The organism is Methylobacterium sp. 2A, assembly GCF_009806555.1.
Taxonomy (GTDB): Bacteria; Pseudomonadota; Alphaproteobacteria; order Rhizobiales; family Beijerinckiaceae; genus Methylobacterium.
Genome location: NZ_VUOK01000061.1, coordinates 94,354 through 111,642 on the forward strand (window position 1 = coordinate 94,354; position 17,289 = coordinate 111,642).

Genomic DNA, 17,289 nt, shown 5'->3' on the forward strand with positions numbered 1-17,289 from the left:
CGCGTCCCTCTGGCGCGCTCCGGCCGCGGTGCGTTGACAGGAGCGGTGCCGCGGCGGATACCCCGCGGCACCCCATCCGGCCCCCGATGCAGCAGCGCCACTACAAGACCGCGGTGATGGTGGCCCACGACCTCGCGGCGACCGCCGCCGCCGTGGTGCTCACCTTCCTGTTCCGATTCCAGGGCGGGATGCTGGACGAGCGCCTGCATGCCCTGCCCCTGCTGCTGCCGCCGTTCCTGGTCTTCGCGGGCCTCGTCTACGGGCGCTTCCGGCTCTACCGGACCAAGTGGCGCTTCGCCTCCCTGCAGGATCTGGCCGGCATCGTCCGGGCGGCGAGCGTGCTGGCGCTCGCCCTGCTGGTGACCGACTGGGTCCTGGTCTCGGCCGACCTCTACGGGTTCTACTTCTTCGGCAAGATCGCGATCCTGCTCTACTGGGTCCTGCAGATCTTCTTCCTCGGCGGCGCGCGGCTCGCGTTCCGCTACCTCAAGGACACGCGCTCCCGGCAATCGAGCGCCCGGGCCGCCACCGTGCCGACACTGCTCCTCGGGCGCGGGGCCGATATCGACGTGCTGATCCGGGCGATCGAGGCGGGCTCGGTGAAGAAGCTCGCGCCCCGGGGCATCCTCTCGCCGCGGGCGGACGAGCGCGGCCAGTTCATGCGCGGGGTGCCGGTGCTCGGCGGCTTCCCCGATCTGGAACGGGTGGTGGCCGAGCTCGCGTCCCGGGGGGAGCCGGTGCGGCGCCTCGTGGCGACGCCGAGCGCCCTCGTGCCGGAGGCTTCGCCCGACGACCTGATCGCCCGCGCCCGCCGGCTCGGCCTGCCGCTCGCCCGGGTGGCCAGCCTCGGCGAGGGTGCGCAGGGGCCGGAACTGGCGCCGCTGGAGATCGAGGATCTGCTCCTGCGCCCGACCGTGCCCATCGACCGGGCGCGCCTGGAGGCGTTCCTCACCGGCCGCCGGGTGGTGGTGACGGGCGGCGGCGGCTCGATCGGCTCCGAGATCTGCCTGCGCGCCGTGGCATTCGGGGCCGCCGCCGTGCTGGTGCTCGACGCCTCGGAGCCGGCTCTGCACGGCATCCTCACGCACCCGGCGATCCTGGCCGCGGAGGCCGAGGTGACCGGTGTTCTGGCCGATATCCGCGACCGGGCGCGCACGCATCAGGTGATCGCGGAGTTCCGGCCGGATTACGTGCTCCACGCCGCCGCGCTGAAGCAGGTGCCCTACCTGGAGCGGGACTGGCAGGAGGGCATCAAGACCAACGTGTTCGGCTCGATCAACGTCGCCGAGGCCGCGGTGGCGGCCAGCGCCCGGGCGCTGGTGATGATCTCCACCGACAAGGCGATCGAACCGGTCTCGCAGCTCGGCGTCACCAAGCGTTTCGCCGAGATGGTCGCGCAGGCGCTGGATGCCGAGCAATCCGCCCGTCCGGGTCACCCCACCCGGCTGATCGCCGTCCGGTTCGGCAACGTCCTGGGCTCGGCCGGCTCGGTGGTGCCGGTGTTCAAGGCGCAGATCGCCCGGGGCGGACCGGTGACGGTGACCGATCCCGAGATGGTCCGCTACTTCATGACCGTGCGCGAGGCCTGCGACCTCGTCCTGACGGCGGCCTCCCACGCCGATGGCGAGGCCCGCACCGCGCCGGATTCCGAGCGCGCCGCGGTCTACGTGCTCAAGATGGGCCAGCCGGTGCGGATCGCCGACCTCGCCGAGCGGATGATCCGGCTGGCCGGCTTCGAGCCCGGGACGGAGATCGAGATCGCCTTCACCGGCGCGCGGCCCGGCGAGCGGCTGAACGAGATCCTGTTCGCCCGGGAGGAGCCGCGCGTCGCGCTCGCCGGGATCGACGGCGTGATGGCGGCGCGCCCGATCTTCGCCGACCGGGCGCGGCTCGATGCCTGGGTGGCCGAGTTGCGCGCCGCGGTGGCGGCCGACGACCGGGCGGCCGCGGAGGCGGTGTTCGAGGCGGCGGTGCCGCATTTTCGCGAGCGCCACGCGCGGCCGGTGGAACGCGCCGCGCCGGCGGCCGCGTGACCGGGTTTCGAAAGGGATCATCCCTTTCGTGGGTCCAGGGCAAAGCCCTGGAATGTTCGTCGGGCTCTGCCCGGCACCCGCCAAAGGGATGATCCCTTTGGAATCTCAGCCGCCCGCCTGCGCCAGCCGCGCCAACCCGTCCCGGGTCGATCCAGCCGGCTGCCAGCCCAGCGCTACCAGCCCGTCGGCGCGGGCCACCAGCCCTTCGGCGATGCGGGCGAACTGCTCGTCTCGGCCGGTCATCCGGCAGGCCAGCTTGAGCAGGCCGGCCGGCACCGGGATCAGCCCCGGCCCGCGGCCGAGGCCCGCGCGGAGCGCCGCGATCATCTCGGGCAGGCTGAGCGGATCGGGGTCGGCGGCGATCAGCGCCCTGTTCAAGGGGCCGGGCGCCCGCAGGACCGTGTCCACGGCTGCCGACAGGCTCTCCAGGGCGATCAGCGAGCGCCGGGCCGCGAGGCCGCCGAGCGGCAGCCAGTAGGGGCTGCGGGCGAGCCGCAGGAGCGCGGCCATGTTGCCCTTCACCCCCGCGCCGTAGACCAGGACCGGGCGCAGGGCGACCCAGTCGAGTCCGGTCTCGGCGAGCGCCCGCTCGGCCTCCAGCTTGGAGCGGCCGTAGGCGTCGGTCGGCGCCGCGGGATCGCCCTCCCCGACCGCGCCCGGCGCGCTCGGGCCGACCTGGGCGCGGATCGAGGACAGGAACACGAACCGGCGCACCTTTGCGCGCGCCGCCGCCTCCGCGAGCTTGCGCGTCGCCTCGGTGTTGAGCGTGCGGTAATCGTCCTCCGGGGCGCCCGACATGGCATGCGCGAGGCCCGCCGAATGCACCACCGCGTCGACGCCGGCGAGCGCGGCGGCCATGTTGATCGGGCGCGTCAGGTCACCCACCACCGCGCTGGCGGCGCCCTCCGGCAGGGCGGTGGGCCGGCGCAGCAGCACCCGCACCCGGTAGCCGCGGGCGGTGAGGTCGGCGAGCAGGTGGCGGCCGATGAAGCCGGTCGCCCCGGTGAGCGCGATCAGTCCGGTCACGGGTGGGCGGCACCTTCGGAGGCCGGCGCCGGGGCGCGGGCGAAGCGGCGGAGCAGGAGGGCGACCAGGGCGAGCCCGGCCGCCAGCGCCGCGAGGGTGACCGGCCAGGACGGCCAAAACAAGGTCGCGGCGGCGAGCGCCGCGAGCGCGAGGTTGACCGCGAAGACCCGCCCCACCACCCCCGGGACGCCAAGGCCGTTCACAGTCGCCCGCTGGTAGAAGTGGCTCCGGTGCGCCTCCCAGATCCGCTCCCTCCGGCCGGCCCGGGCGGCGAGCGTCAGGCTGGCATCGGCGAGGTAGGTGAGCGGCAGCAGCAGGGCCGCCGCGAGGTTCCCCGCCACCGCGAGATGCCAGAGCAGCCACGCGGTGACGAGCCCGATCGGCAGCGCGCCGACATCCCCGAGGAAGAGTTTTGCCACCGGCCGGTTGAACGGCGCGAAACCCAACACCGCGCCGAGTAGGCAGGCCGCCACCAGCGCCGGCAGCGGCGGCAGGAGCCCGGCGAGGCCGAACAGAAGGAGGGCGCCGGAGACCGGGACGATCTCCGCCACGATCATCCAGTCGAGCCCGTCCATGAAGTTCGTGAGGTTCACGAACCACAGGCCGGCGACGAGGGCGAGGCCGCGTTCGAACCCGAGCGGGAGGCCGGGCAGAAGCCTTCCGTCCAGGTGCCAGACCAGCAGGCCGACCGCCACGGCCTGCGCGACGAGCCGAAGGCCGGCCGGCAGCGGGCGCACGTCGTCCACGGCCCCCAGGAGTGCCAGGGCGAGCGTGCAGCCGGCGAGCCAGATCCAGTCCGGCCGGCCGCCGATCTCCGGGGCCGCGATCAGCAGGCCCGAGATGGTGACGAGCGCCGTCACCACGGCGATCCCGCCGCCCTGCGGGGTCGGCACCGTGTGGCTGGAGCGGGCGTTCGGCCGCGCCAGGGCGTAGCGCTGCAGCAGCGGGAACAGGCGCAGGATCAGCCCGGCCGCGAGGCCGGCGGCGAGCGGAACGGCGAGGAGGAGAATCGTGGGCAGGGCGTCCATAGCTGTATGCGCCGTCACGGATAGGAGGGATCGCCCGGCGCCGAGGGCATCGGATGCGTGGTCCGGAGGATCGAGAGCGCCGTCCCCGTGTCAGGAACCGGACAAGGTGGCAGCGCGGACAAGATATTCGGCCGGCGCCTCGTAAAGGGGCCGGCGGCCACTTTCCCACGCGCGGCCTTCAATGGCCTGAGGCCTCGACGCGATGGATTTCGTTCACGAGCGTCGCATACGCGAAGTCGATCGTCGGCGGGGCCGCTGGGGCTGCCCAACGCTCTCCGTGGGCGAGAAAATCGCGATACGCGATGACCTCCCACAGGTCCTTGCGTGGATCGGCGCGGCTCCCGGATGTCACCGCCAGGAGGCGCCTGTAGCCGCCGAGGTTAGAGAAGTCCGCCGTCGTCCGAGCGAGATCCTCCCGGTGGGCGGAGAAGGGGAAGTTCGGTTCGTAATGCCTGTTCAGGACATGGCGCACCTTGCTCGATGCCATCTGGAGCAGCCGGAACAGATCCGCCTCGAAGGACGACACGAGGTCCGTGAAGCCCTGCCGACGGATCTGCCGCCCCACCCGCTCGAAGTGCTCCTGGATCCCCTTCCGGCGATCCTTCACGACGTCGCCGACCGGGACGCCGAGACGGCCGAGGAATTCCACCGAGGCACTCGGCCGCAGCGCGGCTTGCCTGGCAAAGGCATGCGCCCCCAGCTGAGATTGGAGGGCGCTATACGAGGCGTCGAGCTGGCGCCCACTCAAATCCCGGGCCCCGATTGCAGGCTGTAGGCCGCGAGGAGATCGTCCAGCGTCGCCTCGAAGGTTTCCTTCGTCAGAACGGTCGCCCGTCTGCGCTCCGAAGGCTTGACGAGGTTCCAGATCGGCTGGTCTGGAGGCCCAGTCAGCACCAGAAACAACGGATCGCCGCTACCCAGGTGAGACATATCGATCCTGCCAAGGGCGCCGATAACGACCGTGCCCTTGGGGTCGAGGCGCACGGTTTCTGCCCCAATCTCAATGTCCAGCACGTCAATCTCGTAAGGCCCTGTGGCCTCCTCGTGTACCGGCTTCGGGACTCGCTTGAGGACGAGGCTGCCGTCATCGAGGTAAGGTTTCAGCCACGTGGCGATATCATCGTAGAGCTTGGATACCGCTGCCTTCCACTTGGCGACGATATCAGCGGGCTCTTCTCGGTATCCGCGTGGATCCTTCAGGCGCTCGATCGTCTCTCTCAAGGCCATGGCAGCCGCCCTCCGATCCACGCGCCGCCAAGGCACGCGCCGCCAAGGCACGGCTGGGCGGCCGCAGGCAAATGGACACGAATCCGATATGCCCGGCGATGGGGGCCGCGTCTATTTCACCCCCGTTCCAACCCCCGTTTTAGAGCATCGTATCGGCCCCTGGAACAGACGCGACGTTCGAGATCCTTGCGAAATCCCTGCTTGTGCATTGTCCCGAGAGCGGGAGGCCACCTGCAGGATGATGCTCGGTTCACGCGGCCCGGACCGTCGCCAGGAACCGGCCGACCTCGGCGGTGAGATGCTCGGATTGCCGCGACATCGCGGCGGCGGCATCGAGCACCTGGGCGGCCGCCGCGCCGGTCTCCTCGGCGGCCCGGGCGAGATTCGCGATCGTGCCGGTCACCGCACCGGTGCCGGCCGCGGCCTCCGCGACGTTGCGGACGATCTCCCGGGTCGTGGCCCCCTGCTGCTCCACCGCCGCCGCGATGCTCGCCGCCACGCCGTCGATCTCCCGGATGCGCCGGCCGATCCCGTCGATCGCGGCCGCGGCCTCGCCGGTCGAGGCCTGGATCCGGTTGATCTGGCCGGTGATCTCCTCGGTGGCCTTCGCGGTCTGCTCGGCGAGCGCCTTCACCTCGGCGGCCACCACCGCGAAGCCGCGCCCCGCCTCGCCGGCGCGCGCAGCCTCGATCGTGGCATTGAGCGCCAGCAGGTTGGTCTGCGCGGCGATCGAGGCGATCATCGCCACCACGTCGCCCACCTTGGCTGCCGCCGTGCTGAGATCATCCACCCGCGCCGCCGTCTCGCTGGCCTCGGTCACCGCCGTGCGGGCGAGTTCCGCCGAGCCGCCGACCTGCCGGCCGATTTCCCGGACCGAGGAACCGAGCTCCTCGGCCGCCGCCGCCACGGTGCTGACGTTGGCGGAGGCCTCGCCCGCGGCCGCCGCCACCGTGCCGGATTGCGTGGCCGAATCGGCTGCGCTGCCGCTCATGGACCGGGCGGTCGCTTCGAGCTCCGTCGCGGCCGCCGACACGCTGCCGACGATCCCGCCGATCGCCCGCTCGAAGGCGTCCGCCATGGATCGGGTCGTCGACCGGCGCTGGGCCTCGGCGTCCGCGCGGGCGCGGGCGGTCTCCCGTTCGAGGGCATGGGTGCGGATAAGGGCGTCGCGGAACACGACCAGCGCGCCGGCCAGGACGCCGATCTCGTCGCGACGTGCCCGTCCCGGGATGTCGGTCTCGGTCTCGCCGGCGGCGAGCCGCTGCGTCACCGCGGAGATCGCCCGCAGCGGACGGCTGACGCCCCTCGTCATCAGGAGTATCGCGCCGAGGGCCACCGCGAGGGCGAGGCCGGCGAGCGCCAGCGTGTTCCGGACCGCGTTCGTGTAGGTCTCATCGATCTGGACGCCGCTGGTCCGGGACTCGGCCGCGTTCAGACCGACGAGCTTCTCCCAGTCCGCCATGATGGCGGCGATGCTGTCCGACATTGCCGTGTTGTAGATCCGCTGCCCGGCGGGCACGTCGCCCGCCACGGCGGCGGCCACGGCCTGCCGCTGCTGGTCGGCATAGGTGGCGAGGTGCCGCCGGAACTCCGCGTAGGTCTCGCGCTCCGCCCTGGAGAGCGGCAAGGCCTCGTAGCGGGCGATCTGGGCGGCGAGCAGCGCGTCGCGCTTGGCGATCTGGCTCTCGACCAATGTCCGTTGCGCCGGCGTGTCCGCGGTGATCAGGCGATTGCCGTTGACCCGCTGCCGCATGATGTTGATGCCGATCCAGCCCAGCGTGTCGGTCGCGGGGACGCGGACATCGCGCAGCTCGCCCGCCGTGGCGGCGACCCGGTTCAGCTCCGTCAGCGACAGGCTGCTCGTCGCGGCGATCACGAGGATCAGGGCGGCGACGCATCCCCCGAGCTTGGCCGCGATGGAGAAGCCCTTGCGCATGCCGATACCCCCTCGGTCCGCCGAGCGATCAGACTCGGGACGCGATCAGGATTTCTCGCATAGGGTCACGGCACGGTCCAGCTTGGCCGGCGTCTCCGAGGCCGCGCTCAGGCCGCCCGTACCGTCGCCAGGAACCGGCTGACCTCGGCGGCCAGATGGTCGGATTGCCGCGCCATCTCCGTGGCGGCCCCGAGCGCCTGGGCGGCCGCCGTGCCAGTCTCCTCGGCGGCCTCGGCGAAGGTTGCGATCGTGCCCGTGACGGCGCCGGTGCCGACCGCCGCCTGCGCGACGTTGCGGACGATCTCCTGGGTGGCGGCCCCCTGCTGCTCCACCGCCGCCGCGATGCGCGTCGCCACGCCGTCGATCTCGCGGATGCGTTGGCCGATCCCATCGATCGCCGCCGCCGCCCGCCCCGTCGAACTCTGAATCCGGCCGATCTGTCCGGTGATCTCCTCGGTCGCCTTCGCGGTCTGCTCGGCGAGCGCCTTGACCTCGCTGGCCACCACCGCGAAGCCGCGGCCCGCCGCGCCCGCGCGCGCCGCCTCGATCGTGGCATTGAGCGCCAGCAGGTTGGTCTGCGCGGCGATCCCGGAGATCAGCGCGACCACGTCGCTCACCGTCGCAGCCGCGGCGCTCAGATCCTGCACCAACGCCGCCGTCTCGCTGGCCTCGGTCACCGCCGTCCGGGCGAGCTGCGCCGAGCCGCTGACCTGGCGGCCGATTTCCTCGACGGAGGAACCCAGCTCCTCGGCCGCCGCGGCCACGGTGTTGACGTTGGCCGCCGCCTCGCCCGCCGCGGAAGCGGCCGAGCTCCACTGCCCGGAGGATTTCGCCGCGCTCGCCGTCAGGGACCGGGCCGTCGCCTCCAGGGCGGCCGCGGAGGTGGAGACGCTGCCGACGATCGTGCCGACCGCCTGCTCGAAGGCGTCGGCCATCACCGCCGTGGTCGCGCGGCGCTCGCTGTCGATCTGGGCCTGGGCCGAGGCGGCCTCGAGGGTGCGGGTCCGGATCAGGCTGTCGCGGAAGATCACGACCGCGCCGGCCAGCCGGCCGATCTCGTCGCTGCGTTGCTGCTCGGGAATCGCCCCTTCCATGTCGCCGCCGGCCAGACGCTGCGTTGCCCGCGTGATGGACGCGAGAGGCCGGCTGACGCCGCGCATGACGAGCACGGTGGCGCCGGCCGCGACCAGGAGGGCGATGGCGGCGAGCGCCAGCATCGACAGATTGGCTTGCTGATAGGTCTGCGCGAGCTCGACGCCGCTCGCCTTGCTCCCGGCGGCATTCAGCTCCACCAGGTGGTCCCAATCCGTCAGGACGTCGTTGATCCGGTCCGACATCGTCGCGTTGAAGTGGTGGAGCCCCGCAGGAGCGTCGCCCGCCGCGACCAGGGTCATGGCGCGGGCCTGCTCCGCGTCATAGGTCGCCATGTGCCGGCGCAGGCTGGCGAAGCTGTCGCGCTCGGGCTGGGACAGCGGCAGGTTTTCGAAGCGGGCGAAGTTCTCGGAGAGCTGCTGCGTGCGCTGGGCGATCTTAGCCTTCACCGCAATCCGCAGGTCATCCGTGTCGGCCGTGATCAGGCGCCCGCCATTGACCCGTAACTGCATCACCAGGATGCCGATCCGCCCCAGCGTATCCGTCGCGGGCAGGCGGACGTCCCGCATCTCCGCCGCGGTGGTGTTGACGCTGCGCAGTTCCGCCAGCGCCAGGACGTAGGTCGCGACGATGAGGAGGACCAGCGCGGCCAGGCTGAGGCCGAGCTTGGTCGCGATCGTGATGCCGGCGCGCATGACGTCGTGAACTCAATTCAGGGTAGAGTATCGGATTGCTTTCGCACGAAGCAGGCGCCGCGTATCACAGATTTCACGACGTGTGAAATCTGTGATACGCCCGGACCTGAAAGGTGAATGGACTAAAATCTCGTCTCGGAGATTTTATAGCGCAGAAATCAAATATACCATCGCTTACGGTGTCGTCTTGGGACGGCATTTGGTATCGAAGAGGCGTAGAAATTTTTTAGTAGACCTGGGCCTCCGCGTGCGGCTGGTTCGACGCTCCATCCCGGCGTTCCAGGCTCGTCTCCACCACCTTGGCCAGCCCGACCATGATCTGGTCGATGGCGTAGTCCTTCGGCGTGTAGACGGCGCGCACGCCCATGTTCTTGAGGACCAGCTCGTCCTCCGGTGAGATGATGCCGCCGACCACCACCGGGATGTGGTCGAGACCCGCCTCGCGCATCTTGGCACGGACCTCCCGCACCAGCGGCACGTGGGAGCCGGACAGGATCGACAGGCCGACCACGTGGGCGCCGGTCTCACGCGCCTTGGCGACGATCTCGGCCGGGGTCTGGCGGATGCCGTCATAGGTGACGTCGAAGCCGACATCCCGGGCTCGCAAAGCGATCTGCTCGGCGCCGTTGGAATGGCCGTCGAGGCCGGGCTTGCCGACCACGAGCTTCGGCGTCTCGCCGAGCCGCGCGCCGAGGTCGGCGATCAGCAGCTTGGCCTCCTCGGCCGCACCGGACGAGACCGTCTCCACCGTGACGCCGGTCGGCGCCCGGTACTCGCCGAACACCGCGCGCAGGCGCGCGCCCCACTCGCCGGTGGTGACGCCGGCCTTGGCCGCCGCGATCGAGGGCGGCATGATGTTGGCGCCGGAGCGCGCCGCTTGCTCCAGAGCGTCGAGGGCTTGGCCCACGGCCTGCGCGTCGCGGCGGCCGCGCCATTCGCGGATGCGGGTCTGCGCCTCCATCTCGACGGTCTCGGACACGGAAAAAATCGCCCCCTCCCCGGCGGTGAGCGGCGAGGGTTCGCCCTGCTGCCACTTGTTGACGCCGACCACGATCTGCTCGCCGGCCTCGATGGCCGAGATCCGCCGGGCGTTCGATTCGACCAGCGCCCGTTTCAGCGCCCCGGTCTCGACGGCCGCGACGGCGCCGCCGATGCCGCCGATCCGCTCCAGCTCGGCCCGGGTCTGCGCCTTCAGCTCCTCGACCTTGGCCTCGATCACGTGGCTGCCGTCGAAAATGTCGTCGTATTCGAGGAGGTCGGTCTCGAAGGCCAGGATCTGCTGCATGCGCATGGACCATTGCTGGTCCCAGGGCCGGGGCAGGCCGAGCGCCTCGTTCCAGGCCGGGAGCTGCACCGCGCGGGCGCGGGCGCGCTTCGAGAGCGTCACCGCCAGCATCTCGATCAGGATGCGGTGGACGTTGTTCTCGGGCTGCTGCTCGGTGAGCCCCAGGGAGTTCACCTGCACGCCATACCGGAAGATGCGCTTCTTCGGGTCGTCGATGCCGTAGCGCTCCCGGGCGATCTCGTCCCAGAGTTCCGAGAACGCCCGCATCTTGCAGATCTCGGTGACGAACCGCAGCCCCGCATTCACGAAGAACGAGATCCGCCCGAACACCTCGGGGAAGCTCTCCGCGTCGAATTCGGGGTCGTCGCGCACCGTGTCGAGCACCGCGATGGCGATGGCCAGCGCGTAGGACAGCTCCTGGACCGGCGTCGCCCCCGCCTCCTGCAGGTGGTAGGAGCAGACGTTCATCGGGTTCCACTTCGGCACGTTCTGGGTCGTGAACAGGATCACGTCCTTGGTGAGCCGGAGCGACGGCGCGGGCGGAAAGACGTAGGTGCCGCGCGACAGGTATTCCTTGATGATGTCGTTCTGGGTCGTGCCCTGGAGGGCGGCGATCGGCGCGCCCTGCTCCTCGGCCACCGCCAGATAGAGCGCCAGCAGCCACGGGGCCGTGGCGTTGATCGTCATCGAGGTGTTCATCCGAGCGAGCGGGATGTCCTGGAACAGGGTCCGCATGTCGCCGAGATGCGCGATCGAGACACCGACCTTGCCGACCTCGCCGCGGGACAGCTCGTGGTCGGGGTCGTAGCCGGTCTGGGTCGGCAGGTCGAAGGCCACCGACAGGCCGGTCTGCCCCTTGGCGAGGTTGCCGCGATAGAGCGTGTTCGACTCCGCCGCAGTGGAGTGCCCCGCATAGGTGCGGATGATCCAGGGCTTGTCGCGGCTCGACTTGTCGCTCTTGGTCTCCGCGACGCTCGCGCCCATCCTCGCCTCCATGTGATCTTTCTATGCGCGCTCAAGGCGCAACCTTGGCGCCACCGTAGCGGAGGCTTGGGCACGCGTCATCCGCGACGGACGTGCAAGAGGCGCCCGCGCGTGGAGGGAGGGCCTTAAAAAACTTGTGCGCCGGGTCGGCGGAATTTGAGAGCGCCCATCCAGGGCACCGGCCGGGCCTCATTCGATATCTGGTATAAAGTCTACCTGAGAGGCCGCCGCAGCGTCGCGCAAGGTCTCGGGGCCGGTGCCGACCCGGAGGCCGCGGAATAATACTTTGTGTCCCCGAAAGCCGAATTTGAATACGTCACCGCCGCCCCTGTGCCGGCGGCGTCTTCACGGCGAAAACCTCTGGGTTTCGACTTTCGACCCACTTGGAGGCCCTTCGCATCGCCGCTATAGCGCGGGGGAGAACCGCGGCCGTGAGAACCACGCGGGACGAGAGGAGAGCGAGATGGCGGCGAGCGCTGCGGTCAGTCCGACGGGCGGGGAGGTCAAGGACCTCTACGAGATGGGTGAGATCCCGCCGCTCGGTCACGTGCCGGCCAAGATGTATGCCTGGGCGATCCGGCGCGAGCGCCACGGACCCCCGGAGCAATCCCACCAGCTCGAAGTGCTGCCGGTTTGGGAGATCGGCGACGACGAGGTGCTGGTCTACGTCATGGCGGCGGGCGTCAACTACAACGGCGTCTGGGCCGGCCTCGGCGAGCCGATCTCGCCCTTCGACGTGCACAAGGGCGAGTACCACATCGCGGGCTCGGACGCGTCGGGCATCGTCTGGAAGGTCGGCGCCAAGGTGAAGCGCTGGAAGGTCGGCGACGAGGTCATCGTCCACTGCAACCAGGACGACGGCGACGACGAGGAGTGCAACGGCGGCGACCCGATGTTCTCGCCGAGCCAGCGGATCTGGGGCTACGAGACCGGGGACGGCTCCTTCGCGCAGTTCTGCCGGGTGCAGTCGCGCCAGCTGATGCACCGGCCCAAGCACCTCACCTGGGAGGAGGCGGCCTGCTACACGCTGACCCTCGCCACCGCCTACCGCATGCTGTTCGGCCACGCGCCGCACACGGTCCGGCCGGGCCAGAACGTGCTGATCTGGGGCGCCTCCGGAGGCCTCGGCGTGTTCGGCGTGCAGCTCTGCGCGGCGTCCGGCGCCAACGCCATCGCGGTGATCTCGGACGAGTCGAAGCGCGACTACGTGATGAGCCTCGGCGCCAAGGGCGTCATCAACCGCAAGGATTTCGCCTGCTGGGGCCAGCTGCCGAAGGTGAACTCGCCGGAATTCCACGCCTGGACCAAGGAGGCGCGGAAATTCGGCAAGGCGATCTGGGACATCACCGGCAAGCAGGATGTCGACATCGTGTTCGAGCATCCGGGCGAGGCGACCTTCCCGGTCTCGGCGCTGGTGGTGAAGCGCGGCGGCATGGTGGTGTTCTGCGCCGGCACGACCGGCTTCAACATCACCTTCGACGCCCGCTACGTCTGGATGCGGCAGAAGCGCATCCAGGGCTCGCACTTCGCCCACCTGAAGCAGGCCTCGGCCGCCAACCAGTTCGTGCTCGACCGGCGGATCGACCCCTGCATGAGCGAGGTCTTCCCCTGGGACAAGATCCCCCAGGCCCACACCAAGATGTGGAAGAACCAGCACCCGCCGGGCAACATGGCCTGCCTGGTCAATTCGCCCCGCGCCGGGTTGCGGACCGTCGAGGACGTGATCGAGGCTGGGCCGCTCAAGCGGTAAGGGCCCATCCAAAGGCCCCTCCCCGGCCCCGCCGCCCTCGCGCGGGGCCGGCCCGATCGGCTAAGCTCGGCCGTCCCCCGCCGAATCGGTGACCGGTGCGGTGCGGAGGGATGCACGGATGCGGGGCACGAGAGATCCTGACGGACCCGGCCCCGATCCGAACCAGGGGTTTGGGATTTGACCGGCGACGACGAGACTTACGTGTACGACGAGGCCACCGGCGAGTGGCTCCCGCCCGGGGCGGCCGGCGCGGCGCCCGAGAAGCCGACGGTGCGCGATTCGGCCGGCAACCTCCTCGCCGACGGCGATTCGGTGACGCTGATCAAGGACCTGAAGGTCAAGGGCGCGAACCAGACCCTGAAGCAGGGTACGGTGATCCGGTCGATCCGCCTGACGGACGATCCCGAGGAGATCGATTGCCGCCACGACACCATCAAGGGCTTGGTCCTGCGCACGGAGTTCGTGCGCAAGCGCTGAATCCCGTCTGACCCGCCAGATCCCGGGTTTCCAAAGGGCCTGCCCTTTGGCGGGTTCTTAGGGCGGAGCCCTGAGACACGACCAGGGCTCTGCCCTGGACCCGCGAAAGGGCGCGCCCTTTCGAAACCAGGACTGAGCCGGTCCGCATTGCGGAAAACGGTGTACTTCCCCGTCCGACAGGCGCTCAGACCCGCAGGTCGACGCTCAGACCCTGGCCGGGGGGCGCCGGCGGGCCGGCATTCGCCGCGTTCTGGGCGCCCTCCGCCACCAGACCGGCGACCGCCTTGTCGCTCGTGAACTGCTGCCGGGCGATCGCCACGCCGATCTGCTGGTTCTGGGCCGCGCCCAGCATCTGGACGGCGGTGGTGACGGAGACGGGATCCATGCGCGAAGGCTAGGCCTCCCGCCTGAACCCGGCGTTACCTGGATCCACGGTTTTCGAGCGATCCGCACTCACCCGTCGAGGAAGCCGCGCTGGCGCGCCCGGTAGCCGCCGATCAGCGTGACGCAGACGAAGGACACGCCCGCCAGCACCGTGCCGAACACGGCGATCGGCCACCAATGGCCCTGGAACCGCTCGGCCAGGACGGTGCCGACGATCGGCGTCAGGCCGCCGGCCAGCGCGCCGCAGAACTGGTAGGCGATGGAGATCGCCGTGTAGCGCACCCGGGTCGGGAAGGCGCCCGCGAGATAGCCGGCGATCACCGCGTAGAAGGTCGCGCTGCCGATGACGTTCAGGGCGAGGCCGAGCACGATCAGCGGCACCGACTTGGTCTCGACCAGCCGGAACAGGGGGTAGGGCGCCAGCATCGCCCAGATCAGCGTGCCCTGCAGGAACAGCCGCTCGTTGCGGATCGCCTCCGCGATCCGGGCGCCCACCGGGGTCATGACCAGCTGCACCACGGCGCCGATAAGCAGGGCGTCGAGGATCGTCGCCCGTTCGATGCCGAGATACTGGGTGGTGAAGGCGATCATGAAGGTGTTGAACAGATAGACCGAGGCGATCGCGAAGGTGTTGGCCCCCGCCGCCAGCAGCACCGGCTTGAGACAGGTCGTCAGCACCTCGCGCACCGGTGCCGGAGGCGGGCCGCCCGCGGCCCGGGCCCTCTCGAAGGCCGGCGATTCCGCGACGCCGAGGCGGATCGCGAGGCCCACGGCGAGCAGCAGGATGCTCACCAGGAACGGCACCCGCCAGCCCCAGGTCAGAAAACTCTCCCTGTCGAGGAGGCCGGCGAGCCGGAAGGCCAGCAGCGACAGGATCTGCCCGGCCGGGCTGCCGAGCTGCGCGAAGGAGGCGAAGAAGGTGTTGCGCCCGGCCGGCGCGTGCTCGGCGGCCATCAGCACCGCCCCGCCCCATTCGCCGCCGACCGCGAGCCCCTGGATCAGCCGCAGGACGACCAGCATCACCGGCGCCCACAGGCCGACCGACGCGTAGGTCGGCAGGAGCCCGATGCACGAGGTGGCGATGCCCATCATCACCAGCGTCGCCACGAGCGCCCGCTTGCGCCCGAACCGGTCGCCGAGATGCCCGAAGATCAGGCCGCCGAGCGGCCGGGCCAGGAAGCCGACCGCGAAGGTGCCGAAGGCCGAGAGCGTCGCGATGTAGGGCGATTCCGCCGTGAAGAAGAGCGGACCGAACACCAAAGCCGCCGCGGTGCCGTAGATGAAGAAGTCGTACCACTCGATCGTGGTGCCCACGAAGGCCGCGAGCGCCGCCCGGGCGGACTGGTTCGTTCCGGATCCGGCAGCCGGGGCGGCTCTGGTGACGGCCATCGATCCTCGCGCGTCGGTATTTTGAATTCAGAAGTGCCCCTGGCATGGGCCAGGATCAGGGTGGCGTAAAGGGTCCGTGAGGGAGGGCGACTGACTGTCGATGCCTCTCCGAACCGACCGGCAGCGAAATCCCCGAGCGCCAACGATCGTGGCCGAACCGACGCGGCGTCGCGGCTCACGGCTCCGGCACGCGCCAACGGCACCCTTGAGGGTGCCGGCCGGTGACAAGGACGACAGGTCCGTTGCTACGCGCTTGTCGGATCGAAGCTCCTACTTATCGTTGCTTTACGAGACCGGAGTGTTGACTACGATGAGTCGAATTTCGAGGATTGGTGAGATCGCGCAGGATATAGAAAATTATTCTGCGACTTAACGGCTGATCATCAAATCTTCTGCGTCAACGTACAAGAAATCCAATGGCCAGGACCGTCGAAAATCTGATCTTGCCCGTCATCGTGTCGATGATAATCTCGACCAGTGCCGCGCGCGCCATTGACCTTGTCCCTTACGCCAACCTTATTCTGGTCTCCGGCCAAAGACCCTTCTGCCACGGCATCGTGATCGACCGAACGCTCTTCACCGCCGCGCATTGCCTGAAGAAGGGCCCGGCCCAGATGAGTATCCTCTATCTGTCGCACGGCGCCGTGAAGCGCGTGGATCTCGCCGCCCCCGCCTTCCAGTTCCCGTCGCGCAGGAGCGGGTCCGGTTCTGAACTGGATCTCGGCGCGGTCCGGATCGAGCAAGACCTCGCGCCCGACGCGGATGGGATCCTGAGCCTGAGCGAGCATCCCATCGTCACGCATCTTGGACATGCCGAAAATGCCTATCTGGAACAGCGAAGCGGCCCCTTCACCGATCAGCAGGGTCCCCCCTCCACGCGGAGACGCGTGCTTGGGCTGACCTATCGGGGGACAATGGAGACGCGTCTCAAGTTCGTCCTTCGTGTCCCGTCCGACCTGCCCCGCGACGTCGTCCTCGACGACGATGGACACCTTGTGCGGGCGCCGGCCGACTCGCTGCCGGTGCCCGAAGACGAATCCGTGTGCCAGGGCGACTCGGGCTCTGCCGTATTCGCCGAGATCAACAGCACCAAGAATCTCATCGGCTTCGCCAGCGCGGGCGAAGATGACTTCAGGACCGGCAACCGGTTCTGCGGGAACACGCTCTGGATCACCCGCCTCGATCGGGGCGGCATTGCTTGGATCAGAGAGCGTCTCGGCAACCCGTCCTGATCCGGCGGGAGGGGCGGCCAGAGACAACGGCCATCTAAAAACTCGGCGGCGTGCAGGCGCTCACCACCTCGCACGGGTTCGGCCCGACGCAGCGGAACCGGTGCGGGCGGCGGCTGTCGAAGCTGTAGGCGTCGCCGGGGCCGAGGATCCGGCGCTCGGCATCGACCGTGACCTCCAGGCGCCCGGAGAGGACGATCCCGCCCTCCTCGCCTTCGTGGGAGAGCGGCACCCGGCCGGTATCGGCGCCGGGCTCGTAGCGCTCCTTCAGGATCTGGAGCTTGCGCCCGAACAGGCTGTCGCCGACCTGACGGTACGAAATCGCCCCCTTGGCGGCCCGGCGGCCGATCTCGGTGAGCTCTTCGGCCGCGAAGAACGCCTTGCGCTCCGGCTCCGGTTCCAGGGCGAAGAACTCGGCCATGCCGATCGGCACCCCGTCGAGGATCCGCTTCAGGGCGCCCACCGAGGGATTCACCCGGTTGGCCTCGATCAGCGAGATCGCGGAATTCGTCACCCCGGCGCGCTTGGCGAGCGTCCGCTGCGACAGGCCGTGGCGGGCGCGCACGAAGCGCAGCCGCGCGCCGACATCGATGCTCATCCGGCTGAAGGCCCGTTTCAGGTGTTGCGGATCCCGCAACGGTGCCACCCGCGGCCCCGTTCCTGCAAGGGCTTGGCGGCGACCAGAAAAGGACTTGTTGCCCGATCGGCGAGGGTGTCCCCTGGCCCGGTCGCCCGAACCGCGCCGCCCGCCTCC

General features: G+C 69.9%; 14 protein-coding genes. 4 read left to right on the forward strand and 10 right to left on the reverse strand.

The features are described 5' to 3' along the window. Window positions 1-86: 86 nt before the first annotated feature. A complete protein-coding gene (locus tag FVE89_RS28230; RefSeq protein WP_161393474.1) occupies window positions 87-2,033 on the forward strand; it encodes an SDR family NAD(P)-dependent oxidoreductase in 1,947 nt (648 codons plus the stop codon). Window positions 2,034-2,138: 105 nt separating this feature from the next. Here FVE89_RS28230 and FVE89_RS28235 read toward each other — a convergent pair whose 3' ends face one another. From FVE89_RS28235 to FVE89_RS28265, 7 genes are all read right to left on the reverse strand, one after another. Further along, a complete protein-coding gene (locus tag FVE89_RS28235; protein WP_161393475.1) occupies window positions 2,139-3,059 on the reverse strand; it encodes an NAD-dependent epimerase/dehydratase family protein in 921 nt (306 codons plus the stop codon). Continuing rightward, window positions 3,056-4,087: a glycosyl transferase gene (locus FVE89_RS28240; protein WP_161393476.1), complete on the reverse strand. Its 1,032-nt coding sequence runs from the start codon at window positions 4,085-4,087 to the stop codon at window positions 3,056-3,058. Before FVE89_RS28240 ends, FVE89_RS28235 begins: the two co-directional genes overlap by 4 nt. A 178-nt stretch (window positions 4,088-4,265) precedes the next feature. Beyond that, window positions 4,266-4,736, reverse strand: a complete 471-nt coding sequence (locus FVE89_RS28245; protein WP_161393477.1) for a hypothetical protein — start codon at window positions 4,734-4,736, stop codon at window positions 4,266-4,268. Between the two features lie 95 nt (window positions 4,737-4,831). Further along, window positions 4,832-5,314 (reverse strand): hypothetical protein, encoded by a 483-nt coding sequence (locus FVE89_RS28250; protein ID WP_161393478.1) that lies wholly within the window; start codon window positions 5,312-5,314, stop codon window positions 4,832-4,834. A 250-nt stretch (window positions 5,315-5,564) separates the two neighbouring features. After that, complete coding sequence (locus tag FVE89_RS28255) at window positions 5,565-7,250, reverse strand: methyl-accepting chemotaxis protein (protein ID WP_161393479.1); 1,686 nt, start codon at window positions 7,248-7,250, stop codon at window positions 5,565-5,567. A 107-nt stretch (window positions 7,251-7,357) separates the two neighbouring features. Next, window positions 7,358-9,037, reverse strand: a complete 1,680-nt coding sequence (locus FVE89_RS28260) for a methyl-accepting chemotaxis protein (protein WP_161393480.1) — start codon at window positions 9,035-9,037, stop codon at window positions 7,358-7,360. Between the two features lie 226 nt (window positions 9,038-9,263). Continuing rightward, window positions 9,264-11,318: a protein meaA gene (locus FVE89_RS28265; protein ID WP_202131144.1), complete on the reverse strand. Its 2,055-nt coding sequence runs from the start codon at window positions 11,316-11,318 to the stop codon at window positions 9,264-9,266. Between the two features lie 451 nt (window positions 11,319-11,769). On the opposite strand from FVE89_RS28265, the gene ccrA reads away from it, so the two are divergent. Together ccrA and FVE89_RS28275 are read left to right on the forward strand one after the other, a co-directional pair. Further along, the gene (ccrA, locus tag FVE89_RS28270) at window positions 11,770-13,056 is read left to right on the forward strand and encodes a crotonyl-CoA carboxylase/reductase (protein WP_161393482.1); all 1,287 of its coding nucleotides are present in this window, start codon (window positions 11,770-11,772) and stop codon (window positions 13,054-13,056) included. Between the two features lie 177 nt (window positions 13,057-13,233). Beyond that, on the forward strand, window positions 13,234-13,533 hold the full coding sequence (locus FVE89_RS28275) for an alkylphosphonate utilization protein (protein WP_161393483.1): 300 nt from the start codon (window positions 13,234-13,236) through the stop codon (window positions 13,531-13,533). A 184-nt stretch (window positions 13,534-13,717) separates the two neighbouring features. Here FVE89_RS28275 and FVE89_RS28280 read toward each other — a convergent pair whose 3' ends face one another. Then, the gene (locus tag FVE89_RS28280) at window positions 13,718-13,918 is read right to left on the reverse strand and encodes a hypothetical protein (RefSeq protein ID WP_161393484.1); all 201 of its coding nucleotides are present in this window, start codon (window positions 13,916-13,918) and stop codon (window positions 13,718-13,720) included. Between the two features lie 68 nt (window positions 13,919-13,986). Next, entirely contained in the window at window positions 13,987-15,306 is a 1,320-nt protein-coding gene (locus tag FVE89_RS28285; RefSeq protein WP_161393485.1) for an MFS transporter, read from the reverse strand. A gap of 416 nt (window positions 15,307-15,722) precedes the next feature. On the opposite strand from FVE89_RS28285, the gene FVE89_RS28290 reads away from it, so the two are divergent. Then, window positions 15,723-16,538, forward strand: coding sequence for a S1 family peptidase (locus tag FVE89_RS28290; RefSeq protein WP_161393486.1), 816 nt, complete (start codon window positions 15,723-15,725; stop codon window positions 16,536-16,538). Between the two features lie 34 nt (window positions 16,539-16,572). On the opposite strand, the gene FVE89_RS28295 is transcribed toward FVE89_RS28290, so the two are convergent. Then, window positions 16,573-17,133 carry a cupin domain-containing protein gene (locus FVE89_RS28295; RefSeq protein ID WP_012318079.1) on the reverse strand — a complete coding sequence of 187 codons (561 nt, stop codon included), beginning with the start codon at window positions 17,131-17,133 and terminating at the stop codon, window positions 16,573-16,575. Window positions 17,134-17,289 lie beyond the last annotated feature (156 nt).